The organism is Streptomyces fructofermentans, assembly GCF_014651055.1.
Lineage (GTDB): Bacteria > Actinomycetota > Actinomycetes > Streptomycetales > Streptomycetaceae > Streptomyces > Streptomyces fructofermentans.
In genome coordinates this window covers 1-25338 of record NZ_BMWD01000007.1, presented here as the reverse complement: position 1 = coordinate 25338, position 25338 = coordinate 1, and the positions used below count along the sequence as shown (strand labels likewise).

Sequence of the window (25338 nt, the reverse complement as noted above, 5' to 3'; positions counted from 1 at the left end):
CTCTCCGCCGCGTCGCTCCGGCGGCGGTGGCGCTCCGGGTCGGACTCGACGTACGCGGCGACCGGCCGGGGACCGTTCGGGCCCTCGGCCACCGTCACCCGGTAGACGCCGTACCCGGACCGGCTCCGGTGCAGGTGCAGTTGCCCGTCCTCCAGGTACGCCTCCCACTTCTCGTCCATGTCCCGCGAGCGGATGCCGTGCCGGACGCGCTGCCACTGGCCGGCGGTCCACTCCAGGTCCGGCGGCGGAATGGGCTGCGGGCGCCGCGGCGGCGTCACCTCGTGGCCGAGTGCGGCGCGGCCGAGGTCCTCACCCGGCACGTCCTCCGCGACCCACTCGGGCAGCGGCTCGCACGCGGCGCGCCACTCGGCGGGGATGCCCTTCGTACCCACCCGGGCGGCGACGATCCCTCCGACGATCGCGCAGGTGGTGTCCACGTCGCCGCCCGCGGACGCGCACTCCCACAGTGCCCGCTCGAAGTCGTCCAAGTGGCTGGCCGCGCACCACAGGGCGAACGGCACGGTGTCCACCGCGCTCACCTCCCGCCCGTTGCCCAGCCGGTGTGCCGCGTACCCGGCGTGCGGTTGGTCCAGCAGCCGACGCGCCTCGGCCACCCCCGAGCGCACCCGTCCCGGCGGTGTGAGTTCTTCCACTGCGGCCAGCAACCGGGCCCCGGTCAGGGGCTGTTCGCCGCGGCGAGCCGCGTACGCGGCGGCCACCGCAACGGCGGCGGCCCCGGCCGCCGCCTCGGGGTGGGTGTGCGTCACCCGTGCCGACCTGCCGGCCTGGGCGGCCGCCTCGGCCGGGTCCACGGCGAACCAGGCACCCAGGGGCGCCACCCGCATCGCGGCCCCGTTGCCCCAGGAGCCCTGGCCGTCGAACAGTCCGGCGGCCAGCTCCCGCCACCGCCCGCCCTCGCGGACCAGACGCAGCAGCCTGTTCATCGCCGGACCGTAGCCGCGGTCGAAGTCGTGCCTGCGGGCGAAGCCCTGGGCCAGATCGTCCTGGTCCACGCTGCCGCGGTCGCGCAGTACGTCGAGGACTGAACAGGCCATCTCCGTGTCGTCCGTCCACGGCCACGGAGCGGCGGGCAGCCGGCGTTCGCGGAGGCACGGGAGGTTGTCCGGCACGAAGAACTGGGCGCCGAAGGCGTCGCCCACCGCGAGCCCGCGCAGGGAGTCGCGGGCGGCCGAACGGTGGTCGAGGGAAAGGGAGTCGGAGGAAGGGGAGCCGCCGGAGGAGGTGTCCGAGGAAGGGGAGTCTGCGGGAGGCGGGTCGGAAGGGCCGAGGTCGGGAGGTCGAGTGGGCATCGGCCCCATCCTGCCAACGCGCCCCGCCACCTCGCCACGGCATTCCTGCTGGACTCGCGGATCGAACCGCGCGACCCGCGGACCGCCGCCGCCAGAACAGCAGCCGCTAGGACAGCAGCCGCCGTTCCTTGGCCACGGCGACCGCTCCCGCCCTGGTGTCCACGCCGAGCTTGTCGTAGATCCGGCCCAGGTGGGTCTTGACGGTCGCCTCGCTGATGAACAGCGCCCGGGCGATGTCGCGGTTGCCCAGTCCCCGGGCGAGCTGCGCGAGGATGTCGTGCTCGCGGTCGGTGAGCGTGGGCCGCGGGGCGCGCAGGTTGGCCATGACCCGGCTGGCGACCGGCGGCGAGAGTGTCGTACGCCCCTGCGCGGCGGCGTGGATCGCGGCGAACAGTTCCTCCGGCCGCTCGGCCTTGAGCAGGTAGCCGGTCGCTCCGGCCTCGATGGCACGGGTGATGTCGGCGTCCGTGTCGTACGTGGTCAGGACGAGGACGTGCGGAGCGCCGTGGGACGCCGTCAGCCGGCGCGTGGTCTCCACCCCGTCGATGCCCGCGCCGAGTTGGAGGTCCATCAGGACCACGTCGGGCGTGAGCCGGGCGGCCAGCGCGAGCGCCTCCTCGCCGGTTCCGGCCTGCCCGACGACCTCGATGCCGGGCTCACTGCCGAGCAGGGCGAGCAGTCCGGCGCGTACGACGGCGTGGTCGTCGCACACCAGGAGGCGCACGGGGCGCGCAGGCTCCTGTCCGGCGGGCAGGTCGGTCATCGCGGCGTCTCCTCGGTGTGCTGGGTGACCGGTACGGCGGCGGTCAGGACGGCGCCCTCCCCCGGTGCGGACTCGATGGCCAGCGTGCCGCCGAGCTGGCGCATCCGGGCCCGCATCGCCCGGATTCCGTGTCCGCGGCCGTCGGACGGGGCACCGGTGTCGGCCGCGGGGTCGAAGCCGCGGCCGTCGTCGGCGACGTCGAGGACGACCTGGTCGTCGAGTCGGGTGAGCGTGAGCGCGGCGGTTCCGGCACCCGAGTGCTCCCGTACGTTGGCGAGGGCGCCCTGGGCGATCCGCAGCAGCGCGGACTGCGCGCGGTCGGACAGCGGGATCGTACGTCCGCCGCCGTCGATGTGGACCCGGACGGTGAGGTCGGCCCCGGACTCGCGGGCCGCGAGCAGCCGGAGCGCCGCTTCGAGCCCGCCGCCCCTGGCGAGGTCGGCGGGTGCGAGGTCGTGCACGAAGCGACGGGCCTCGGCGAGGTTGTGCTCGGTGACGGACGTGGCGGTACGCACGTGCCCGCGTGCCGTGGCCGGATCGTTCTCCCAGGTCCTCAACGCCGCCTGGAGCAGCATCTGCTGGCTGGACAGCCCCTGGGCGAGGGTGTCGTGGATCTCCATGGACAGCCGCTGGCGCTCGGCGAGGACGCCCTCGCGGCGCTCGGTCGCGGCCAGTTCCCTGCGGGTGCGGATCAGGTCGTCGATGAGTGCGCGCTGACGGTCCGCCTGCCGTCGCGCGTGCGTGAACACCGCGGTGGCGAGGGTGGCGACGGCCGCCGGGCCGATCACCAGGTCGAGGCTGAACCGCGGTGCCAGGGCGAGTTGGGCGAGGACGACGAGCAGCGTGAGAAAGGCGACGAGGGCGTACGCGGCGGCTGTCGGGAGTGTGCGGAGGGCGGCGTACAGCAGCGGCACCGCAACCCACGCGAAGCTCGGCGCGACCACGACGAGGACCGCCCAGGTGACGACGACGGCACCCAGGCGGGCCAGGCGCGGGGCCGGCGGCCAGGTGTCGCGCACCCGCTCCGGGCGCGGTCGGGCGTTCGGAACGCCGCCGATCGCGTAGAGGAGGGCGAGTACGAGGGTCAGGGCGATCACCCAGGGCGCGCGGGGCTCCTCCGCGTGGCGCTGGAGGAACCGGACGAGGCAGGTGGCCAGCAGTACGTAGAAGACGACGTGCATGACCGTCGCGAGCCTGCGCTCGTCCGGATCGGCGGCGGACGCGGTGTCCTCCGGGGGCGAACCGCTGGGATCGGGCCGCACGTGTGCCTCCTGCCGTAGAGCCGCGCGGAGTCGTCCGGAGCGGTCCGGGTTCGGTCCCTGCCTTCCGTCCGGGCCGGGAGCCTGCTCCGGTACCGGCCGTGGACCGGGCGATGGTTCCGGGCCCCGAACCGGCTTCGAACTGGGCAGACACCTCCATTGTTGCCCGGCGGCCGGCACGTGTGGGTCAACCGATCGGTTGATGCCCGTGTCGGCCGTCCGGCGCGCCGCGTCCAGCCGGAACGCCGACGGCCGGGTACCGGTCGCGGACCCAGGATGGAGTGCAGAGCGGGAGGCCCCCGGGGCCGGAGCCCGCCACCACCATCCGCAGACATCCAGGAATGGGCAGCCATGAAGCACGTCAAGAAGGTCTCCCGTCGTACCCGTGCCGTCACCGGTGGCGCCCTCGTCGCCGCCGTCGCCCTCGGCGGCTTCGGCGCCTACTCGGCGAACGCCTCCTCCCCGGCACCCGCCGCCCGGGCGGCGGTCGCGGCCGACGCCTCGAACAAGGACCTGACGCAGTCCACCCACCTCACCGTGGACGCGGCCGGCCGCGCCGCGCAGGCCGCGCTCGACGCCGCGCGGAAGGACAACCAGCGTGTCACCGTCGCGGTCGTCGACCGCAACGGCAACACCATCGTCACCCTTCGCGGTGACGGCGCGGGCCCGCAGTCGTACGAGTCGGCCGAGAAGAAGGCGTACACGGCGGTGTCGTGGAACGCGCCCACCTCCGAGCTGGCCGAGCGCCTGAAGCAGGCGCCGAACCTCAAGGACATCCCCGGCACCCTGTTCCTCGCGGGCGGGGCGCCGGTCACCGCCAAGAACGCGCCCGTCGCGGGCATCGGCGTGGCGGGCGCGCCCTCCGGCGACCTCGACGAGAAGTACGCCCGGGCGGGCGTCGCGGCCCTCGGCAAGTAGGGTCCGCCCCGCGGCCCCCGCAGCCCCCGTACGCCCCTCCGTCCTCTCCGTGCCTCGCGCGTCACCCCGCGGCCCCGCTCGTCCTTCGGCGGGGGCGCGGGTGCCGTGCGGAGGCGGTGACCCGGCTGCGGGCCGCGGGGGCAGTGTCGGCCCAGTGAACAGGACCCGCTCGTCCCCCGGAACCCTTCGGAATCGCACATCCGTCGGAGCCGTCCCACCCTGCGGTGAGGGCATATGCGGATCAACCGGCATCCGGCTTGAAGGACACCGGTCAGGCGGCCGATCGTTGCCCTCATGCCCCTCGCGCATCCCGCTCCCGACCTGGCCGACCTGTCCCACCTGCGTGACTACGCCTTCGACTGGGCGCTGGTGGACGTGGAGACCTCCGGGCTGGTGGCCCGTCGCGATCGCGTGCTCTCGGTGGCCGTCGTGACACTCGGCCCCGACGGCCGGCAGACCGGCGAGTTCTCGACCCTGCTCGATCCCGGCTGCGATCCGGGTCCGGTCCACGTCCACGGGCTGACCAGGGAACGGCTGCGCGGCGCTCCGACGTTCGCGCAGGTGGCCGGGCGGATCGGCGCGATGCTCCAGGACCGGGTGATGGTCGCGCACAACGCGCAGTTCGACTACGACTTCCTGGCGCACGAGTTCGCTCGCGCCGGGCAGTCGCTGCCCGTGGGCAGACGGCTGTGCACGCTGGCACTGAACCGGCGTGTGGACCCGCCGACCAGCGACCTCAGGCTGGGCACGCTCGCCGCCCACTACGGCGTCCCCCAGGTGAACGCGCACGACGCCCTCGACGACACCCGGGTCCTGGCCGGAATCCTGCGCTCCTCGCTACGGGAAGCCGCCCTCCTCGACCTGCCTCTGCCCCTCGTTCCGTGCCCGCCCCGGCAGGACCCGCGGTTCACGCCCCGGTCGGCGAAGACCCCCTGCGCCTTCCGCAACCCGGGCCGCCCGGCGCCCGGCGGACCGCTGCGGCAGGGCATGAAGATCGCCGTCACCGGGGAGACCCGTACCCCGCGCGCCGAGCTGGTGGCACGCGCCGTCGCCGCGGGCCTGAACGTCATGAGTTCCGTCAGCCGCCACACCAGCGTGCTGGTCACCGACGACGGCGGCTCCGGGTCCGCCAAGGCGCGGCGCGCGCGGGCCGAGGGCGTACCTGTCGTCGACGAGCGGACCTTCCTGCGCCTGCTGGGCGATGTGCGGGCCGGAGTGCCGCACGACATCTCCGCCGCCGACGCTGCCGTACCGCCCGCCGCGGCACCCGTGGCCCGTCCGCCGTCGGCTCCCGTGCCGGCCGAGCCCGCCGAGCCGGAGCTGTCCGGGACCAACGTCACGGCACCGGACACACCGGAGTCCTTCGGTCCCGGCGCACCCGGTACACCGGCGGCGGTCCCCGCGGCCCGGACCGAGCCCGTCGGACAGGGGACCAGGGCGCCATCCGCCGGGCGGCGCCGTTCTCCTCGCGGGCCCCTGTCCGGGCGGCGCGTGCTCGTCCTCGGCGGTACGCACCCCCGGGCCGCGGCGACCCGTGCGCGGATCGTCGACCTCGGTGCGGCCGCGGCCATCAACCTGTCCGCGAGCGTCACCGATGTCGTACTCCTCGACGGCGGCGAGACCGATCGCCGGATGAGCCGAATCACCTCCCTCGAGGTCCCCACGCACCCGCCCGCCTGGCTCGACGCGCCCCACGTGACCGGGTCCCGGGCCTCCGGCGACCGGCGCGCGGTCGTGAACGTGCTGCCCCGCGGCGGCGTCGTGGACCTTCCGCTGCCCGACTCCCCCGCTCAGGACGTCTCCTGGACGGTCACCGCGGCCTGGGCGCAGAACACGGCGTGCGAGGTGGACGTGGTGGCCTTCGTCGTGGACGAGGACGAACAGGTCGCGTGCGACGAGGACTTCGTCTTCTACGGGGCTCCGGAGAACCCGAGCGAGGCCGTACGCCTGCTCAGCGACGGACCCAGCGAGCAGACGATCGCCACGCGGCTCGCCTCGCTGCCGCCGTCGGCCCGCAAGGTCGTGGTCGCGGCGGCCATCGACGGCAGTCCCACCTTCGGGGACATCGGCGCGATCCACATCGCCGCCGGACCGGGCACCGGCGCGGCGCCGCTCGTCCAGTCCACCCTCGACGCCGCCACGTCCGAACGCACCATGCTCCTTGCCGAGTTGTACCGCCGCGGACCGCTCTGGCGGCTGCGCGCGGTCGGCCAGGGCTACGACCACAGCCTCGACGCGCTCGCCCGCCACTACGGCGTCACCGTCGTCGAGTGACCGGGGCGGTCGGGTGGGGTGAATCCACTCGCCCTCCCGGTCGGCCCGCCGCTACCGTGCCACCGTGATGACCGCCGACGACGTGCTGACCGTCCTCGCCGTGCTGCGGGGAGCCGGGACCGAGGTGTGGGTGGGCGGCGGGTGGGGGGTCGACGCCCTGGTCGGGGAGCAGACACGCCCCCACCGTGACCTGGACCTGATGCACCGGCAGGAGCAGGAGCCGGCAGTCCTCGCGGCGCTCGCCGGTGCCGGGTTCGCCGAGACGCTCGACCTGCGCCCCGTACGGTTCGTGGTCGCGGACGCGCGCGGACGCGAGATCGACCTGCATCCGCTGGTCTTCGCGGCGGACGGGTCGGCGGTGCAGGCCTCCCCGGACCCGCACCGCCCGTTCCCCTATCCCGCGACGTGCTTCGTCGACGGCACGATCGGGGGTGCGCCTGTCCCGTGCCTGTCGGTCGAGCAGCAGGTCTTCTTCCACCAGGGGTACGAACCCGCCGAACACGACCGCCACGACATGGCGCGGCTGCGGCGGGCCTTCGGCGTGGCCACCCATTTCTGACGTGCGTCCGGTGGCGCCGGCCACGCCCCGCGGCCGTCGCCGGGCCCCGCTCGGCGGCGCGCCCGGGTCCGGACGGTGCGCCGAGCGGGGCCGGCCCTCTCGCGGCCTCAGGTCCGCAGCCACACCGCCGTGTCGGAGGGCAGCCTGCCGTCGGCGTCCAGCGGTCCGCTGGAGAGCAGGATCTCCGTGTGGTCGGGCAGGGTGGCCGGGGTCTCCGCGAGGTTCGCCACGCAGACCAGGTCCGGGGAGCGGTGGAAGGTGAGGACGCCGTCGGCGGAGGGCAGCCACCGCAGGGGGCCGTCACCGAGGGCGGGGTCGGCGCGGCGCAGTCCCAGTGCGGCGCGGTAGAGGTTCAGCATGGAGTCGGGGTCGGCGGCCTGGCGGTCGGCGGCGTAGTCGGGCCAGCCCTCGGGCTGGGGCAGCCAGGGTTCGGTGCGTGAGCCGAAGCCCGCGTACGGGGCGTCGGCCGTCCACGGCAGCGGGACGCGGCAGCCGTCGCGGCCGGGATCGGTGCCGCCGGAGCGGAAGTGCATCGGGTCCTGGATGCGGTCCCGGGGGATCTCCGCCTCGGGCAGGCCGAGTTCCTCGCCCTGGTAGATGTAGACGGAGCCGGGCAGCGCGAGGGCGAGCAGGGCGGCGGCGCGGGCCCGGCGGGTGCCGAGCCGCAGGTCGGCGGGGGTGCCGAAGGCCTTGGTGGCGAAGTCGAAGGCCGTGTCCTGGCGTCCGTAGCGGGTGACCGTGCGGGTGACGTCGTGGTTGCACAGCACCCAGGTGGCCGGCGCGCCGACCGGGGCGTGCTCGGCGAGCGTGTCGTCGATGGCGGCGCGCAGCCGGTCGGCGTCCCAGGGGCACGACAGGAACGAGAAGTTGAACGCGGTGTGCAGTTCGTCGGGGCGCAGGTAGCGGGCGAAGCGCTCGGAGTCCGGCAGCCACACCTCGCCGACGAAGATGGCGTCGTACGCGTCGGCGATCCGCCGCCAGGAGCGGTAGATCTCGTGCAGGTCGTCGCGGTCGATGTACGGGTGCGGGTCGCGGTCCTCGACGAAGTCGGGCAGGTCGGGGTCCTTGGCGGGCAGGGCCGCCGAGTCGATCCGTACACCCGCGACTCCGCGCTCGAACCAGAACCGCAGCACCTCCTCGTGCTCCTCGCGCACCGCGGGGTGGGCCCAGTTGAGGTCCGGCTGCTGCGGGGTGAACAGGTGCAGGTACCACTCGCCGTCCTCGACGCGGGTCCAGGTCTGCCCGGAGAACTGCGACGGCCAGTCGTTGGGCGGGAGTTCGCCGTGTTCGCCGCGGCCGGGGCGGAAGTGGAAGAGCTTGCGCTCCGGGCTGCCGGGTCCTGCGGCGAGCGCCGCCCGGAACCACCGGTGCTGGTCGGAGACATGGTTGGGGACGATGTCCACGATGGTGCGGATTCCGAGTTCGCGTGCCTCGGCGATGAGCCGCTCGGCCTCGTGCAGGTCGCCGAAGGCGGGGTCGATGGCGCGGTAGTCGGCGACGTCGTAGCCGCCGTCGGCGAGCGGGGACAGGTACCAGGGGGTGAACCAGATCGCGTCAACCCCCAGGTCGGCGAGGTAGGGCAATCTCGACCGTACGCCCGCGAGGTCCCCTGTGCCGTCGCCGTCGCCGTCGGCGAAGCTGCGCGGGTACACCTGGTAGATGGCGGCACCGCGCCACCAGTCGTCGGTGTGGCCGGGGGTGGGTCCGGGCTGAGGGGCTGCCACGTGTCGGTCCTTTCGGGGCAGGGGTGGTTCTCCGCCGCCGCCCCGGACAGCGAGGCGTCGGGAACGGGGCGGCGGCGGAGGATCGGTGGGGGCACCGCGTGGTGTTCGCTGCGGGTGGTGCCCGGACGGCGTGTGCTGGGTCAGCCCTTGAGGCCGCCCGCCGTCAGTCCGCTCATGATGTTGCGCTGGAAGAGCAGGAAGAGGAGGAGCGTGGGCAGGGACGCGATGGACAGCGCGGCGATCAGTACGTTCTCGGGCACGCTGGTGGCGAGCGAGTAGATGCCGACGGCGAGGGTCTGCTGCTGCGGGTCGGGCAGGACGAGCATCGGCCAGAGGAAGTCCTTCCAGACCCCGACGACGGCGAAGATGGACACCACGCCGAGGATGGGCCGCGAGACCGGCAGCACGATGGACCACAGGACGCGCAGGGGGCCGGCCCCGTCCATCGACGCCGCGTCGAGGAGTTCTCTGGGTATCGAGTCGAAGAACCGCTTGAGCAGGAAGATGTTGAAGGCGTTGGTGACCGACGGAAGCCAGATCGCCCAGGGCGAGTTGAGCAGGTTGCGTTCGACGATGGGTACGTCGAGCGCGGTGAGGTACTGCGGTACGACGAGCACGGTCGCCGGGATCATCAGGGTGGCGAGCATCATGCCGAGGATCAACTTGCCGAGGACGGGCCTCAGTTTGGACAGCGAGTAGGCGGCCGCGACGTCCAGGACGAGTTGGAGTGCGAGGGCGCCGAACGCGTAGTAGAGGGTGTTGAGCAGGAGTCTGGCGAGGTCCATGACCTCCCAGGCGCGCTGATAGTTCTCCGGATGGACGGAGCCGGGCACCCAGGTGGGCGGCGTCTGGACGGCTTCCTGGGTGGTCTTGAGCCCGCTGGACACCATCCAGTACAGCGGGCCGAGGAAGGCCAGCGTGAACAGGACGACGACGAGCGCGAAGCACACCCAGTAGAGGGCCTTGCCGCGTGGGCGGGCCAGTTGGGCGGGTGAGATGAGCGTGCGAGTGGACATGTCCGTGTCTCCCCCGGTCCTAGTCCTGCTCGGCGCGGTTGAGCCTGGTGTACGCGGCCGAGAAGCCGGCCAGCAGCACGAGCAGGAGCAGGCCGAGCGCCGCCGCGGCACCGTAGTTGTTGAAGTTGAAGGCGTACTGGTAGATCAGGTAGACGACAGTGGTGGTGGACCCCTCGGGCCCCGCGCCGCCGGTGAGCAGGAACGGCTCGATGAAGACCTGCATGGTGGCGATGATCTGCATGAGGAGCATCAGCAGGAGGATGAGCCGGGTCTGCGGCACGGTGACGTGCCAGACCTTGCGGAGCAGCCCGGCGCCGTCGAGTTCCGCGGCCTCGTACAGTTCCCCCGGCACGCTCTGCAGGGCGGCGAGGTAGATCAGAGTGGCGCCCCCCATGTTCATCCAGGTGGAGGCGACGACCACGGAGAGCATCGCGGTGTCCGGGTCCTGGAGCCACTGCTGGGCCGGGACGCCGAAGACGCCGAGTATCTCGTTGAACATGCCGTACCCGGGGTCGTACAGGTACTTGAAGAGCAGGACCGACGCGGTCGGCGGGAGCATCACGGGCAGATAGACGAGCAGCCTCAGATAGCCCTGGCCGTGCCGGAACTCGTTGATGACGAGGGCGGCCACGAACGGGACGACGAAGCCGAGGAGCAGCGCGAGCACGGTGAACCACAGGGTGTTGCGCCAGGCCTGGCCGAAGGCCGGGTCGTTCCAGACGGTGACGAAGTTCTCCCAGCCCACCCAACTGACACGGCCGTCCTCGGTCTTCTGGAAGGCGAGGAGGAACTCCCGGACGATCGGGTACCAGGAGAAGAAGGCGAAGCAGAGCACCGCGCCGATGAGGAAGCCGTGGGCGGTGATGTTGCGCCGCAGGGTGGTGCCGAGCCCGCCGTCGTGAAGGTGCGGGGGCCCGGTACGGGGTCTGCGGGGACGGCGGTCCTTGACCGTCCTGTCCTTGGTGAGGGTGGGGGCCGACATCGTCGCTCCTTGACGTGCTGCGGTGCCGGCGGACGCGTCGGGTCCGGGCACATGCCGTGGGAGGTCTGGCTCTCGTCCGCGCCGCGTGTACCGGCTCGGGGGTACGGGACCCCCGGGTGCGGGTGCGCGGCGTGCGGGCGGGCCGGGCGGTCGTGACGCCGCCCGGCCCCCCGCGTGGTCACTGGTTGGCGAGCACCTTGTTGACCTGGGACTCGGCGGTGGACAGGAGCTTGTCGATGTCGGCGTCCTTGTTGGTGAGGATGCCGGACATGACGTTGTCGAGGACCTTGTAGATCTCCTGGGCCTTCGGCGGCTCGGCCTTGCCCGGGACGGGGTTGTCCATGAAGGCCTTGAAGTTCTCGACCGGCATGGTGGCGAACTCCTTGCGGGCCGCGTCGTCCTCGGTCTTGGAGCCGTTCAGCCACAGGTTCGGCTGCGGCAGCCCGACGGGCAGTCCGTCGGCCTTGGAGCGCTTCCAGTCGTAGTGGCCCTTGCCGACGGTGGTGAACTTGAAGTTCAGCCAGGCGACGGCCGCCTTGACCTTGTCGGCCGAAATACCCTGCTTGATCATGTAGTTGTTGCCGCCGGCGAGGGTGTTCTGGCCGCCCGGTATCGGGCCCATGCCGAAGTTCTCGTACTTGGCGCCGAGTTGCTGGACCATGTACGTGACGTCGTCGGGCGCGGCGAGGAACATGCCCAGCTTGTCGGTGGCGATCTGCTTCTGGAGGTCGCCCCACTTGAGGAGCTGGGTCTTGCCCATGGAGTCGTCGTCCCAGCGCATGGCGTGCAGGTTCTCGGCGAGCTTCCGGCCGGTCTCGTCGTTGAAGGCGGCCTTCTTGCCGGAGGCGTCGACGACGTCACCGCCGAGGCTGTACATCTGGGCGGTGAAGTGCCAGCCACCCGTGTTGGCGGCGCTGTACTCGCCGAATCCGGCGACGCCGCCCCCGAGGCCCGCGATCTTCTTGGCCGCAGTACGGACCTCCTCCCAGGTCTCCGGCGGAGCGTCCGGGTCGAGTCCGGCCTCGGTGAAGAGCTTGCGGTTGATCAGCAGGCCCATGCGGTAGTTGCTGGTGGGCAGGCCGTACAGCTTGCCGTCCTTCTTCAGCGAGCCGAGGACGTCGGGGTCGATGTCCTTGAGCAGCGGGACGCTCTTGTCGTTGACGTACGCGGTGATGTCCTGGGCGCCGTCGTTGTCGAGGACCTGCGGCAGGTCGGTGAAGTACGTGTAGAACACGTCGGGTTGGGACTTCGCCTTGAGCATCGCGGTGAAGCGCGGGGGCTCGAGGCACTGCCCGGGCGTGGAGCGGCCGTCGATGGTGACGTTGGGGTACTTCTTGTTGAACTCCTTGACGTCCTCGTTCCACTGCTTGAGCTCGGCCGCCTTCGCCGCGGGGGGCATGCAGTCGATGGTGATGGACACCTTGGTCTTCGGGTCCAGCGGTGCGGCGGGGTCGGCTTTCGCGCTGTTGCCGGAGCCGTTGTCGCCGTCGTCGCTGCTGCTGCTCGTGCCGCAGGCGGCGAGTGCCGTCAGCGTGAGCGCGGAGGCGAGGGTGACCGCGCCGGCGCGGCGGGTACGGCGGAACCGAGCTCTTCTCATGGGTGGTCCCCTTCGGGCATGAACGTGGAAGGCGCCCTCATCGCCGGTGCGATGTGGGGCGCCGCACACTCAACCACCGCCAACAAGTCACCGCAATATCTCGCGCAGCTTTCGTAAAAGTTTGACAGTCCGGCGTATACAAGTGGGTCCGGAGAGGTGGGACGGCGCAAGCGTCCGCGCCGACGACGACGTCCGGCCCGCGGCGGGTCCGCCGGATGCGCGCACGCCGGTACCCGACGGCGGACACGGACTCCCGGGGCGGGGGTACGGCCGCGCGGGTGCCGTGAGGGGCCGCGCAGCGGCCCGGACGGGCACGGGGAGGTACCTGCGCGAGTACCCCGGGACGCGGGCAAGTGCGGGCGCCCGGAGGGGGGTTCGGGGCGCCCGGACCGCCGGGCACGGGTCCCGGGGCGCCCCGGTCGTCGCGTGCTAGCCGCGGGGCGCCTGCGTCGTCGAGCCGCGGACCACCAGCTCCGGCTCGAACAGAAGCTCTCCGGGCTGCACTTCGGCGCCCTGGATCTGGGCGCAGAGCAGGTCCACGGCGGCCCTGCCCATGGCCTCGATGGGCTGGCGCACCGTGGTCAGCGGGGGTTCGGTGCAGTTCATGAAGGCCGAGTCGTCGAAGCCGACGACCGAGACCTGCTCGGGGACCGCGAGGCCGCGCCGGCGGGCCGAGCGGATGGCCCCGAGGGCGAGCGGGTCGCTGGCGCAGATGATGCCGGTGACCCCGCGCGCCAGCAGCCGGGTGGTCGCCGCCTGGCCGCCCTCCAGGGAGAACATCGACCGCTCCACGTACTCGTCGGGCAGGGACCCGCCCGCCGCCTCGGCCGCCGCCCGGGCGGCGGCCAGCTTGCGCCGGGAGGGGATGTGGTCGGCGGGGCCGAGGACGACGCCGATGCGCTCGTGTCCCAGGAGGGTGAGGTGGCGCCACGCCTGCTCGACCGCGACGGCGTCGTCGCAGGAGACGCACGGGAAGTCCAGCTCGGCGATGGGCGCGTTGATCAGCACGACCGGGATGCGCCGTTCGGCGAGCTGCCGGTAGTGGTCGTGCGGCGCGTCGGCCTGGGCGAACAGGCCGCCGGCGAACACGACGCCGGAGACGTGCTGCTGGAGCAGCAGCTCGACGTAGTCCGCCTCGGACACGCCGCCCTTGGTCTGCGTGCACAGCACCGGGGTCAGCCCCTGCTGGGCCAGCGCTCCGCCGATGACCTCGGCGAACAGGGGGAAGATCGGGTTCTGCAGTTCGGGCAGGACCAGGCCGACCAGACGCGCGCGCTCGCCGCGCAGCTGGGTGGGACGCTCGTAGCCGAGGACGTCCAGCGCGGTGAGTACGGACTGCCGGGTGGCGTCCGAGACTCCGGGCTTGCCGTTGAGGACCCGGCTGACCGTGGCCTCGCTGACCCCTACCTTCTTGGCTACCTGAGCAAGTCGTCGCGTCATGAGCGCAAGGCTAGCGCAAGCCGTGCAAACGGCTTGCGCCAGCCTTGGTGCCTCCGTTCGTCATCCGTCAGGAACCGATGGGTGTCTTACGGCGTACGGGTCAGGGATTGATGTTGATCTTGAAGGTGGAGGTGGTGTTGCGGACGTTGACGGCGTTGCCGTCGAAGCGCAGTCCGTTGAAGGTGACCTCGCCGACCGCCGGGCCCTGACCGGGTTCCGGAAGCTCGTTGGCCCACAGTCCGAAGCCGGACTTCGCGTCGTGGGCGTCCCCGCTCCTGCGGGCTCCCGAGATCGAGATGTCCGTCAGGACCGTGTCCTTGATCGGGTTCACCGGCTGCCCGCCCACGTACTGGGTCTGGAACATGATCCCGCTGTAGGTCGGGTCCACGATGTCCACGTCGTTGACGCGGATGCCCTGGAACACCTTCGAGGCGGAGAACAGCCAGATTCCGGGGAAGGTCTGACCGCCCCAGAAGTGGCCGCCGGAGCGGACGACCGACACGTTCTCCACGGTCGTCGGTTCGGTGCCGAACCCGTTCATCGGGTAGCCGAAGTCCAGCGAGCTGATCGTGATGCCCGAGTAGACCAGGGTGTCCGCGATGTGGATGTTGCGGAAGGTGTTGTCGTAGCCGCCGTAGACGGCGATGCCGGCCGCCCGCCAGGTGAGGATCGAGGTCAGGTTCTCGTAGACGTTGTCCTTCATGTCGGCGCCGCCCGCGTCGATCGCGGAGAACAGCGCGAAGCTGTCGTCGCCGGAGGCCCGGGACTCGTTGTTCACCACGTGGTTGTCCGTCGAGCCGTTGGTCATGTTGACGGCGTCGGCGAACGTGTTGCGGATGCGCGCGTTGCTGATCGTGACCCGGTCCGTGTTGGCGCCCCAGTAGAGGCACACCATGTGTTCGGTCCAGGTGTTGTCGATGACGATGTCCGACACGTTCGCGAAGTCGAACACCTTGCCCGGCCCGTCGATGCGGGAGGTGTAGTTGCCGAAGTAGGCGAAGTTGCGGAACGAGGACCCCTTCGCGGAGTTCTCGGCGCGGAAGCCGACATCGGTGTTGTCCTGGCCGGCCGGGGCGTGGAACTGCGTGTACCAGGGCCCGGCTCCGACCACCTGCACGGCCTTGCCGTACACCTGGAACTTGCTCGACGTCTGGTAGTCGCCCGGCGGCAGGTAGACGCCGGTGAGCTTGCCGGTGGTGTCCATGCGCACCCGGTCCAGGGCGTTCTGCACGTCCTGGTGGCCGAAGCCCGCGGGCACGGCGTAGGCGGCGGGGTCGGGGTTGGCGATCGGCGCGACCTGTTCGAGGCTGACGAAGTCGATCGCGTACCGGGAGGTGTTGGCCGTGTCCTTCTGCAACCGGATCTTCGCGCCGGCCGGGACGGTCCCGCCCAGCATCAGGTGCGCCTCGTCGTAGATGTGGCGCGGAGCGCCGGCCGACGGGGAGTTCCCCGGGCCCGCTTCCGCCCCGTACAGCCAGGCGTACTTCGAGGTGAGCGGCAGCGCCTTGCGGAAGGCGCCGTCGACGTAGACGTTGAGGGTGGCGTCGATCCCGCCGCCGCCCGCGGAGTCCGGGATGGAGAAGCGGGTCACCAGGGTATTGGTGGCCGCCTTGGTGGTGAACTCGACGTACTCGCCGGTGCTGTCGAGCGTGACGGCCTTGCGGCCCGAGGCCTCTCCCGCGAGGTCGCCGACGGTCCGATTGGGCCCGACGGTCTCGGCACCTCCGCCGGTGGCGGCGTCCTCCGCCTCGTACATGTCGTAGGGCATGTTGGCGCCGCGTCCGACGAACAGGGCCTGGCTCGCGGTGTTGTTCTCCCGCTTGCCCGGGAGTTCGTCGGCGTCGGCGGCGACGGTGGTCCGGACCGTGTACGAGCCGTTGGCGGCGGTCCAGGTGCCGAGCGTGACGGCCCCGCTCGTGGCGCCGGCCGCGATCGTGCCCTCGTACGAACCGGTCAGCGTCCGCACGGTGGCGCCCTTGGAGTCGACCAGCGCGACGGTGATGCCGTGCGCGCCGCCCGCCGAGGCGGTGGAGCCCTGGTTGCGCACGGCGACCTTGAAGGTGACCGTGTCGCCGTCCGCCGGTCCCGACGGGGAGGTGGTGAGCACCGGTACGAGATCCGAGCTGCTGACCGGTCGCACGACCAGTGAAGTGGGGTTGGTGTAGGTGTTGTTGGTCTCGTTCTGCTCGATGACCTCGCCGGCCTCGTCGGCGACGGCGCTGAGCTGGTAGGTGCCGGCGTCCCGGGCGCCGACGGAGGCGCTGACGGTGCGCTGCGCCCCGGGGGCGAGGGAGCCGACGGCCGCGGTGGCGACCTTGGTGCCGCCCAGGCGCAGTGCGAGGCTGCTGGCCGGTGCGGCGCTCTCGCCGCCGTTGCGGACGGTGGCGGTGAGGGTGATCTCGTCGGACTCGACCGGTGAGGCCGGCGAGGCGGTCAGTGCGGTGACTTCCAGGTCGGGGTTGGGCGCGGCGGTCCCGATCACCTGGAACTCGGCCAACTGGCCTGCCGGTGCACCGGTGTTGGAGGTGAAGCGCAACTGCACGTCGGCGACGCGCGCGGTGACGGGCACGGTCACGGTGTTGCCGCTCGTCGGGCTGAAGGCGTAGTCCTTCGCGGCGACGAGGCTGGTGTGCGCCGTGGCGTCCTGTTCGCGGCCGAGGACCTGGATGTTCTGGGTCCGGGCGCCCCACGAGCTGTCCGGGTTCAGTCTGAGGACGAGCGAGGTGACGTCGGCGTTGGCTCCGAGCTTCACGGTGAGGGTGGCCGGGTGGCCGGAGCCCTCCCAGTAGGTGGACGTGCCCTTGTCGTTGGCGTTCTCGGCGGCGAAGGTGTGCACGGTCGAGGAGGCGGTGATGGGCCGGCCGACCGCGAGGTTGGAGCCCGGTCCCGAACTGCCGTTGCGGGTGACGGTGTTGCTGTCGCCGGAGACGTTTCCGGCCGCGTCCCTGGCCCGTACGAAGTAGGAGACGGTGGCACCGGCGGAACGGTTGTCGGTATAGGTGGTGACCGAGCCCGCGACCGTGGTGAGCAGGACGTTGTTGGCGTACACCTGGTAGCCGGTGACGCCGGTGTTGTCCGTCGAGGCGTTCCAGGAGAGCCTGATCTGCCCGGCGGCCGGTTCGGTGAGCGCAAGGTTCGCGGGTGCCGTGGGCGCCTGGGTGTCGCCGCTCTCGCCGCGGCGGGTGACGGTGTTGCTGTCGCCGGAGACGTTTCCGGCCGCGTCCCTGGCCCGTACGAAGTAGGAGACGGTGGCACCGGCGGGGCGGTTGTCCGTGTAGGTGGTGACGGAGCCCGCGACGGTGGTGAGCAGTTCGTTGTCCGCGTAGACGTCGTAGCCGGTCACACCGGTGTCGTCGTCGGACGCCTTCCAGGTGAGCCTGATCTGGCCGGTGGCGGGCTCGGTGAACGCCAGGTCCGTGGGGGCGCTCGGTGCCCGGGTGTCCCCGGTCGCCGGGCCGTAGACCTCCAGCTCGGACAACTGGCCCGCCGGTTGGCCGGTGTTGGCGGTGATCAGGACCCGTACGTACCGGGTGGTGGTCGCGTCGAAGGCGATCGTCACCGAGTTGCCGTCGGCCGGGGCGAACGCGTGGGCCCGGGAGGCGGTCAGGTCGGAGAAGTCGGTGCCGTTGGCGCTTCCCTGGATCTTGAGGGTCTGGGTGCGGGCCCCCCATCCGTCGGGCAGGCGCAGCACCACCCGGTCGACGCGCACGGAGGACCCGAGGTCGGCCTGGATCCACTGCGGCAGGTCGTTGTTCCGGCTCTCCCAGTAGCTGGCCTTGTTGCCGTCGGCGGCGTTGGCCGGCACGTAGGACTCGCTGTGGCCGGAGGCGGTCAGCGTGCGGCCGCGGGCCAGGTTGACGGAGGACTCACCGGCCCCGCGGACCTCCAGCTCGGACAACTGGGCCGCCTGCCAGCCGGTGTTGGCGGTGATCTCGATCCGCACGTGCCGGGCCTGGGTGGCGGGGAAGCCCACCGTGACGGTGTTGCCGCTGCCGGGGCTGAACGCGTAGGAGGCGGAGGCCTTGAGCGTCGAGAAGCTCGTGCCGTCGGCGCTGCCCTGCACGGACAGCGTCTGGTTGCGGCTCTCCCAGCCCGCCGGCAGCCTCAGCACCACTTCGTCGACCCGCACCGAGGAGCCCAGGTCTGTCTGGACCCACTGGGGGAAGCTGCTCCCGGCGCTCTGCCAGTAGGTGCCCTGGTTTCCGTCGGTGACGTTGCGTGCGGGGTACTCGGTGTGGGCGCTGCCCGCGGTGGCGGGCCGGCCGGCGGCGAGGTTGGGGCCCTCGGCCGCCGACGCTGCGGTCAGTGACGGCAGGCCCAGCAGGAGCAGGAGGACGGAGAGGACGGCGGCTGCCCCCCGCCGTCCCCGGCGTTGCGGTCTCATGTGTCCCCGATCTCCGTCCCGGACCGGAGGTGGACGGCACCGGGGCGGTTGTGTGGGTGGGTGTCCGTGGGGGTCGGTGCGTCGCGCTTCAATGTGCGGCGGAGCGCACTCTCTTTTGCGTCGATCGATCAGAGAGTTGCAGACACCTGACGGTACGTCTATGGCGTGAGCATGCCCGAAACGCGGGACTCCGGGTCCGTCCCCACCTGCTGCGGCGGCGGGCCAGCGGCTTTCGTGAGAGCTGTCGAAAAACGCAAGTGGGAACGCAAGTGACGCAAGCCGCTTCCACCTCAACTACCGGTAGTACCGGGACCGTTGACAAAGCGGAGACGGCCTAGAAACCTGTGGGCGTAGTTTCCGCAAAGAATCGACTGAGCAGCTCAATTTGCGTGCAAGGCCGGTGCACTCCTCGACGGACACTCTTCCCTCCCCTGACTCCCCCGTGCCTGCCCCGGCGTGCCCGGCCTGCCTGCCTCGCTCCCCGCCTCCCCCACGGAACAGAGGACCCCATGAGATGGAGACCCCTCGGCCGCCGGTCACTGACCGGTGCCGTCATAGCCGCGCTCATGACCACCGGCCTGATCCCCCTGGCCTTCACTTCGACCGCCCGGGCCGCCACCGCCCCCGTGGAGACCGACCGGGCGGGCGCGGCCGCCGACGTCAACCACGCGCTCGGCCGTCCCGCCACGGCGGGCGGCGCCAACGGGCCCTACACCGCGGGGAACGTCACCGACGGCGCCCAGGCGTCGTACTGGGAAGGGCCGGCCGGCACGTTCCCGCAGTGGGTCCAGGTCGACCTGGGCGCGACCCGCACGGTCGACCGGGTGGTGCTCAAACTGCCCGCCGCCTGGGAGAGCCGCAGCCAGACCCTGTCGCTCCAGGGCAGCACCGACGGCTCGTCCTTCCGCACGCTCTCGGCGTCCACCGGACGGACCTTCAACCCCGCGCAGGCCAACACCGTGCCGGTCGAACTCTCCTCCCCCTCGGAGGCGCGCTACGTCCGCGTGCACATCACCGGCAACACCGGCTGGAACGCCGCCCAGCTCTCCGAACTCGAGGTGCATGGGGACGACGGCGGCACCACTCCGCCCCCCACCGGCACCAACCTCGCGCGCAACAAGCCGGTCGAGGCCACGTCGTCGGTCCACAACTTCGTGGCGGCCAACGCCACCGACGACTCCACCTCCACCTACTGGGAGGCGGCCGGCCACCCCGCCGACCTCACGGTCAAGCTCGGCGCCGACGCCGACATCGACGCCGTCGTGGTCAAACTCAACCCGGACCAGGTGTGGTCGGCCCGCACGCAGAGCATCCAGGTGCTGGGCCGTCAGGGCTCGGCGAGCGGCTTCACCTCGCTGCGCGACCGCGCCGACTACGCCTTCAGCCCCTCCCGCGACAACAACTCGGTGACCATTCCCGTCACCGGCCGCTGGTCGGACGTCCGGCTCCGGTTCTTCTCCAACACCGGGGCGCCCGGCGGACAGGTCGCCGAGTTCCAGGTCGTCGGGACCGCGGCACCCGCACCCGACCTGACCGTCACCGGTCTGACCTGGACACCGGCCGCCCCTTCCGAGCGGGACGCCGTGACCGTCAACGCCACCGTCCGCAACGCGGGCACCGCGCGGTCCGCGGCGACTACCGTCGAGGCCAGTCTGGAGGGGACGGTCGCCGGCAGCGGCAACGTGCCCGCGCTCGACCCGGGCGCCTCCGCGACCGTCGCCGTGGCCGCGGGCACCCGTCCGGCCGGCAACTACGCCGTCTCCGCCGTCGTCGACCCGCGCGGCACGGTCGCGGAGCTGGACGACACCAACAACAGCCGTACGGCGGCCGACCGGCTGGTCGTCGGCCAGGCCCCCGGCCCGGACCTCGAAGTGCGGGCCATCGCGACCAGCCCGGCCAACCCGGCCGTCGGCTCGTCCGTCTCCTTCACGGTCACCGTGCACAACCGGGGAACCTCCGCGGCCCCGGCCGGCTCCGTGACCAGGCTCCAGGTCGGCTCCACCACCCTGAACGGCACGACCGGCCAGATCGCCTCCGGCGCCACGGTCAACGTGGCGATCAGCGGGACCTGGACGGCCACCAGCGGCGGGGCCACCCTCACCGCGACCGCCGACGCCACCGGCGTGGTCGGTGAGACCAACGAGAACAACAACGTGCTCACCAAGTCCCTCGTCGCCGGCCGGGGCGCCGCCGTCCCCTACACCGAACTGGAGGCCGAGGACGGGCGCTACCAGGGCACCCTGCTCAGCGCCGACGCGAAGCGCACCTTCGGGCACACCAACTTCGCCACCGAGTCCTCGGGCCGCAAGTCCGTCAGGCTCAACTCCACCGGCCAGTTCGTCGAGTTCACCTCGACGACGCCGTCCAACTCGATCGTGGTGCGCAACTCCGTCCCGGACGCCGCGAGCGGCGGCGGAGCGGAGGCCACGATCAGCCTGTACGCCGACGACACCTTCGTGCGGAAGCTGAACCTGTCGTCCAAGCACAGCTGGCTGTACGGGACCACCGACGACCCCGAGGGCCTGACCAACACGCCCGGCAGCGACGCCCGGCGGCTCTTCGACGAGTCGCACGCGCTGCTGTCCCGGACCTACCCGGTGGGCACCAAGTTCCGCCTCCAGCGGGACGCGGGCGACACCGCCGCGTTCTACGTCATCGACCTCGTCGACCTGGAGCAGGTGGCGCCCGCCGCCGCCAAGCCGGCGAACTGCACCTCGATCACCGAGTACGGGGCCGTCCCCAACGACGGACTCGACGACACCGACGCCCTCCAGCGCGCGGTCACGGCCGACCAGAACGGCCAGATCGCCTGCGTGTGGATCCCGGCCGGGCAGTGGCGCCAGGAGCAGAAGATCCTCACCGACGACCCGCAGAACCGGGGCCAGTTCAACCAGGTCGGCATCCGGGACGTCACCATCAGGGGCGCCGGCATGTGGCACTCCCAGCTCTACACGCTGACCCCGCCCCACCAGGCGGGCGGCATCAACCACCCGCACGAGGGCAACTTCGGCTTCGACATCGACCACAACACGCAGATCTCCGACATCGCCATCTTCGGCTCGGGCACCATCCGCGGCGGTGACGGCAACCACGAGGGCGGCGTCGGCCTCAACGGCCGCTTCGGCAAGGGCACCAAGATCACCAACGTCTGGATCGAGCACGCCAACGTGGGCGTCTGGGCCGGCCGCGACTACTCCAACATCCCCGAACTCTGGGGACCCGGCGACGAGCTGGAGTTCAGCGGCGTACGGATCCGCAACACGTACGCCGACGGCATCAACTTCGCCAACGGCACCCGCAACTCCACCGTCTACAACTCGTCCTTCCGCAACACGGGTGACGACGCCCTCGCCGTCTGGGCCAGCAAGTACGTCAAGGACACCTCGGTGGACGTCGGCCACGACAACCACTTCCGCAACAACACGATCCAGCTGCCGTGGCGGGCCAACGGCATCGCGGTGTACGGCGGTTACGGCAACACCATCGAGAACAACGTCATCGCCGACACGATGAACTACCCCGGCATCATGCTGGCCACCGACCACGACCCGCTGCCGTTCTCCGGGCAGACCCTGATCGCGGGCAACGCCCTGCACCGGACGGGCGGCGCGTTCTGGAACGAGGACCAGGAGCTCGGGGCCATCACCCTCTTCGCCCAGGGCCAGGACATCCCGGGCGTGACCATCCGGGACACCGAGATCTTCGACTCGACGTACGACGGCATCCAGTTCAAGACGGGTGGCGGCGCGATGCCGGGAGTGAAGATCACCGGCGTGCGCATCGACGGGTCGAGGAACGGCTCCGGCATCCTCGCGATGAGCGGCGCACGCGGCAGCGCGACCCTGACCGACGTCACGATCACCGACTCGGCCGAAGGGAGCGTACTGATCGAACCGGGCTCGCAGTTCACCATCTCCGGAACCCCCAACGGGGCGTCCACCGCCCGCAGGAACCGCTGAGCGAAGGACAGGTCCACAGCCCTCCGGCACCGGCACCCGGTGCCGGAGGGCGCCACCGACTCCCCGCGCCACGCCCGCACGTGAGGCGCCAGGGCCCCGCGCTCCCCTCGGAGCGCGGGGCCCTGGCGCGTCATCGCACCGGTCCGCGTCGCGCGGGTCTCGGCGGCGTACGTGACGTCCGGCACACCGCGGCCCGTCCGGGGCCGTGGCCCGGAAACGCCGAAGCCCACCCGCTCGGTGGGCGGGTGGGCGCAGGACGGCTCGGAGAGGGGCGGCGCATGGCGCCGCGGGTCAGCGGGCCTGGGCGGCGGGAGCGTCCGCGAGGCCTCGGAGGGAGGCCCTGTTCTGGTTGTTGTACTCACGCCTGAGGAGTTTCGCCACGGCGCACTGAAGTCCGTCCGCGGCGCACTGGCGGCACGTGGCCAGATGGTTCTCGTAGGACATACGTGCCTGGTCGAGGGCATTGGGCGAGGGGTGCATGCTTGGTCCTGGAAGCCTGGGGCCGCACGGATGCCGCGCGGCTCACGAAGGGGAGGAACGCTCGAATGGGTGACCGAGTCGCTCGGTTCCCACTTTGATCTTGTTACTGGGGGTAGGGCAAGCGGAGAGGGCCGTACCCGGGGGAGGCGCCAGTCACATCGGGCGCCGAAGCGCCTCGGCGACCGCCGCCGCCCCACGTGGCGGATCACACACCCGGCCCGCGCACCCGGGTCCCCCGGTGCCCACGCCCCGCGCTCCCCGGCCCCGCCGGCATCCGAGGACGCCGTTTCACGCGTACGGCAGCGGGGCCGTCGGGGACCGTCAACCGCCTTGCGGGGGAACACCGTCGGCGCGCCCGGCACTGACGCCGACCGGGCGCGGACGGCGGCGCGGAACGGCCGTCCGGCGGACGGTCAGCGCATCCACGCGCGGTAGGCCATGACGTCGCCGGCCTTCACCGCGAGGTCCGGCTGGTCCTTGGTGAAGGTGGTCTCCAGGCCGAGGACGGCTCCGGTGTCGGGGGCGAGGACGATCATGCGGCGGATGCCGGGAGCCGAGTGGGTGTACGCCTGCCCGGGGCGCCCGAGACGGTCCGTGACCCCACCGGCGGGGCGCAGTCCTCCGGCGTCGGCGAGAACCTGTGCCAGCGCCGCCGACTCCCGGCCCCCCAGGGTCCAGTGGTCCAGCAGTTCGGCCACGGCGTCGAGCAGCCGGGGCGTGTCCTGACCACCGGCACGGTCGAGTTCGTCGAGGTAGGCGCGGAGGCCCCGGGCGTCGTGTGGAGGCCGCGCCCAGGGCGGGGCGTCGCTCCAGCTCGGCGGGAGGGTGACCCTGCTGAGGACGTGGCCGTCGTCCACGGTGCGCGGATCGCCGCCCGGGTCGGTGACGACCGGCTGCCCCGGCCTGCGCGGGTCCGTCGCGACGACGAGCTCGGTGCGGCTTCCGTCGGGCCGCCAGCGCACGACACGTTCCTCGGGGAGGGTGACGGGCCGCCGGGCGTCCGGTCCTGAGGTCATGCTCAGGCTCCACGACTGCACATGGGTCCCCTGGCGCAGACGCGGCGAGGCGTCTTCCCCGGCGGCGGTCCGCGCCCGCTCGGCCAACCGCTCCAGGGAGACGGGAGCCGATCCCGCGACCGGGGTCAGCGGGCGGGGCGCGGCCACGGCCGACGGAGTGGCCGGCCCCGCGAGCAGGAGGGCCAGGGCCGTCACGGCGACGACGGCGGCCGTCACGACCGCCCACGCGAGGTGCGCACGCCGCGGGCGCGGAACGTGAGGCCGGCGGGCGGGGCGGTTCGGCGCGGGGGCCGCCCGACGCGTGAGCAGGTCGAGGTGGCGCTCGGCACCGGGAGGCAGCGGGCCCTCGCGGAAGCGGGGATCGGCGGACGGCACCGGGTTGGCCCGGCGCAGCAGTTCGAGTTCGTCAGCCATGGCCCTGCTCCTTCGGGGTGTCGCGGCGGGGCGCGCCGGCGCCGGGGGCCACGGTGGTCCGCATGCGGTCGATCTCGGCCCTGAGCCGGCGGCGGGCCCTGTGCAGGCGCATCGCCGCGGCGCGGCTGCCGCAGCCGAGGGCCACGGCGACCTCGTCGACGCCGAGCTCCTCCCAGCTGGTGAGCCGCAGTACCTCCTGGTCGGCCGGGGAGAGCCGGGCCAGCGCCTCGTGCACCCACGCGCCGGGCGGCTCGGTGTCGGGGCTGTGCACGATCTGCCTGCCGTGCGCCGTCTCGTCGTGGCCGAGCCGGTCGACGAGCCGCCGGCGGCGACCGTGGCCGCGTACGGCGTTGGCGAGGCAGTTGCGCGCCACTCCGTACAGCCAGGGAAGCGGGGGCGTGGGCAGGTCGGACCTGCGCCGCCAGGCGACGGTGAAGACCTCCGCCACCACTTCCTCGACCTCGCTCGTCCCGCCGTCCAGTCGCCGTGCAACGTAGCGGCTGACCGCCCAGTAGTGCTCGCGATAGGCAGCGGCGAAGATCTCGTCGTTGCTCATGTTCGGTACGTGTCCGGCAGGTCCTCGATCGTCACACCCGGATGCGGTGACGTTTGTCGCCGCGTCCAAGTGTGACCCCGGGGCCGCGCGCGGACACAGGCGGGGCATGGAGAGCAACACTGTCACCGCGGCCCTCGCGCCGCCGCCCGCACCCCGGCGCCGGGGCCACGCCGCCGTCCGCCTGCTGATCACGACGGACCACAAGACGATCGGCACGCTCTATCTGGTCACGTCGTTCGCGTTCTTCTGCTTCGGCGGTGTGCTGGCGCTGCTGATGCGCGCGGAGCTGGCCCGTCCCGGCACCCAGCTGATGTCGAACGAGCAGTTCAACCAGGCGTTCACGATGCACGGGACGGTGATGCTGCTGATGTTCGCCACCCCGTTGTTCGCGGGGTTCGCGAACTGGATCATGCCGTTGCAGATCGGTGCGCCGGATGTGGCGTTCCCGCGGCTGAACATGTTCGCGTACTGGCTGTACCTGTTCGGGTCGCTGATCGCGGTGGGTGGTTTCCTCACGCCGCAGGGTGCGGCGGACTTCGGTTGGTTCGCGTACAGCCCGTTGTCGGACGCGGTGCGTTCGCCGGGTATCGGCGCGGACATGTGGATCATGGGTCTGGCGTTCTTGGGTTTCGGCACGATCCTGGGCGCGGTCAACTTCATCACGACGATCATCTGCATGCGGGCTCC

At 71.9% G+C, this 25338-nt stretch carries 16 protein-coding genes and 1 pseudogene; 5 read left to right on the top strand and 12 right to left on the bottom strand.

Annotated features, from left to right (window positions below; translation table 11 throughout):
* Nucleotides 1-329: 329 nt before the first annotated feature.
* The 3 genes and pseudogenes from IE265_RS38295 to IE265_RS11885 all read right to left on the bottom strand — a co-directional run.
* A pseudogene (locus IE265_RS38295) lies at nucleotides 330-1310 on the bottom strand (ADP-ribosylglycohydrolase family protein); the annotation flags it as partial.
* A gap of 106 nt (nucleotides 1311-1416) precedes the next feature.
* A complete protein-coding gene (locus IE265_RS11890) occupies nucleotides 1417-2073 on the bottom strand; it encodes a response regulator (protein WP_190035443.1) in 657 nt (218 codons plus the stop codon).
* Entirely contained in the window at nucleotides 2070-3335 is a 1266-nt protein-coding gene (locus IE265_RS11885; RefSeq protein ID WP_373302934.1) for a sensor histidine kinase, read from the bottom strand. Before IE265_RS11885 ends, IE265_RS11890 begins: the two co-directional genes overlap by 4 nt.
* Nucleotides 3336-3683: 348 nt before the next feature.
* Here IE265_RS11885 and IE265_RS11880 point away from each other — a divergent pair, with 348 nt between their 5' ends.
* The 3 genes from IE265_RS11880 to IE265_RS11870 all read left to right on the top strand — a co-directional run bounded on the left by IE265_RS11880 (nucleotide 3684) and on the right by IE265_RS11870 (nucleotide 7083).
* Nucleotides 3684-4250: a GlcG/HbpS family heme-binding protein gene (locus tag IE265_RS11880; protein WP_190035442.1), complete on the top strand. Its 567-nt coding sequence runs from the start codon at nucleotides 3684-3686 to the stop codon at nucleotides 4248-4250.
* Between the two features lie 294 nt (nucleotides 4251-4544).
* Nucleotides 4545-6524 carry a TerD family protein gene (locus tag IE265_RS11875; protein ID WP_190035441.1) on the top strand — a complete coding sequence of 660 codons (1980 nt, stop codon included), beginning with the start codon at nucleotides 4545-4547 and terminating at the stop codon, nucleotides 6522-6524.
* Nucleotides 6525-6591: 67 nt separating this feature from the next.
* On the top strand, nucleotides 6592-7083 hold the full coding sequence (locus tag IE265_RS11870) for a nucleotidyltransferase domain-containing protein (RefSeq protein WP_190035682.1): 492 nt from the start codon (nucleotides 6592-6594) through the stop codon (nucleotides 7081-7083).
* 107 nt (nucleotides 7084-7190) lie between these two features.
* On the opposite strand, the gene IE265_RS11865 is transcribed toward IE265_RS11870, so the two are convergent.
* The 6 genes from IE265_RS11865 to IE265_RS11840 all read right to left on the bottom strand — a co-directional run bounded on the left by IE265_RS11865 (nucleotide 7191) and on the right by IE265_RS11840 (nucleotide 18226).
* Nucleotides 7191-8807 carry a glycoside hydrolase family 13 protein gene (locus IE265_RS11865; RefSeq protein ID WP_190035440.1) on the bottom strand — a complete coding sequence of 539 codons (1617 nt, stop codon included), beginning with the start codon at nucleotides 8805-8807 and terminating at the stop codon, nucleotides 7191-7193.
* A gap of 140 nt (nucleotides 8808-8947) precedes the next feature.
* A complete protein-coding gene (locus IE265_RS11860) occupies nucleotides 8948-9823 on the bottom strand; it encodes a carbohydrate ABC transporter permease (RefSeq protein ID WP_190035439.1) in 876 nt (291 codons plus the stop codon).
* 19 nt (nucleotides 9824-9842) lie between these two features.
* Nucleotides 9843-10805 carry a carbohydrate ABC transporter permease gene (locus tag IE265_RS11855; RefSeq protein ID WP_190035438.1) on the bottom strand — a complete coding sequence of 321 codons (963 nt, stop codon included), beginning with the start codon at nucleotides 10803-10805 and terminating at the stop codon, nucleotides 9843-9845.
* A 178-nt stretch (nucleotides 10806-10983) separates the two neighbouring features.
* Nucleotides 10984-12402, bottom strand: coding sequence for an ABC transporter substrate-binding protein (locus IE265_RS11850; RefSeq protein ID WP_190035437.1), 1419 nt, complete (start codon nucleotides 12400-12402; stop codon nucleotides 10984-10986).
* 429 nt (nucleotides 12403-12831) lie between these two features.
* Nucleotides 12832-13842 carry a LacI family DNA-binding transcriptional regulator gene (locus IE265_RS11845; RefSeq protein WP_190035436.1) on the bottom strand — a complete coding sequence of 337 codons (1011 nt, stop codon included), beginning with the start codon at nucleotides 13840-13842 and terminating at the stop codon, nucleotides 12832-12834.
* A gap of 100 nt (nucleotides 13843-13942) precedes the next feature.
* A complete protein-coding gene (locus IE265_RS11840) occupies nucleotides 13943-18226 on the bottom strand; it encodes a discoidin domain-containing protein (protein WP_190035435.1) in 4284 nt (1427 codons plus the stop codon).
* A 509-nt stretch (nucleotides 18227-18735) separates the two neighbouring features.
* On the opposite strand from IE265_RS11840, the gene IE265_RS11835 reads away from it, so the two are divergent.
* The gene (locus IE265_RS11835) at nucleotides 18736-22185 is read left to right on the top strand and encodes a CARDB domain-containing protein (protein ID WP_190035434.1); all 3450 of its coding nucleotides are present in this window, start codon (nucleotides 18736-18738) and stop codon (nucleotides 22183-22185) included.
* A gap of 291 nt (nucleotides 22186-22476) precedes the next feature.
* Here IE265_RS11835 and IE265_RS11830 read toward each other — a convergent pair whose 3' ends face one another.
* The 3 genes from IE265_RS11830 to IE265_RS11820 form a co-directional block, all read right to left on the bottom strand.
* Complete coding sequence (locus tag IE265_RS11830) at nucleotides 22477-22665, bottom strand: hypothetical protein (protein WP_190035433.1); 189 nt, start codon at nucleotides 22663-22665, stop codon at nucleotides 22477-22479.
* Between the two features lie 413 nt (nucleotides 22666-23078).
* Nucleotides 23079-24095, bottom strand: a complete 1017-nt coding sequence (locus tag IE265_RS11825; RefSeq protein ID WP_190035432.1) for a CU044_5270 family protein — start codon at nucleotides 24093-24095, stop codon at nucleotides 23079-23081.
* Nucleotides 24088-24651, bottom strand: a complete 564-nt coding sequence (locus IE265_RS11820) for an RNA polymerase sigma factor (protein WP_190035431.1) — start codon at nucleotides 24649-24651, stop codon at nucleotides 24088-24090. The genes IE265_RS11825 and IE265_RS11820 overlap by 8 nt, the downstream gene beginning before the upstream one ends.
* A 106-nt stretch (nucleotides 24652-24757) precedes the next feature.
* On the opposite strand from IE265_RS11820, the gene IE265_RS11815 reads away from it, so the two are divergent.
* On the top strand, nucleotides 24758-25338 hold a 581-nt coding region (locus IE265_RS11815; protein WP_190035430.1), incomplete at its 3' end, for a cbb3-type cytochrome c oxidase subunit I.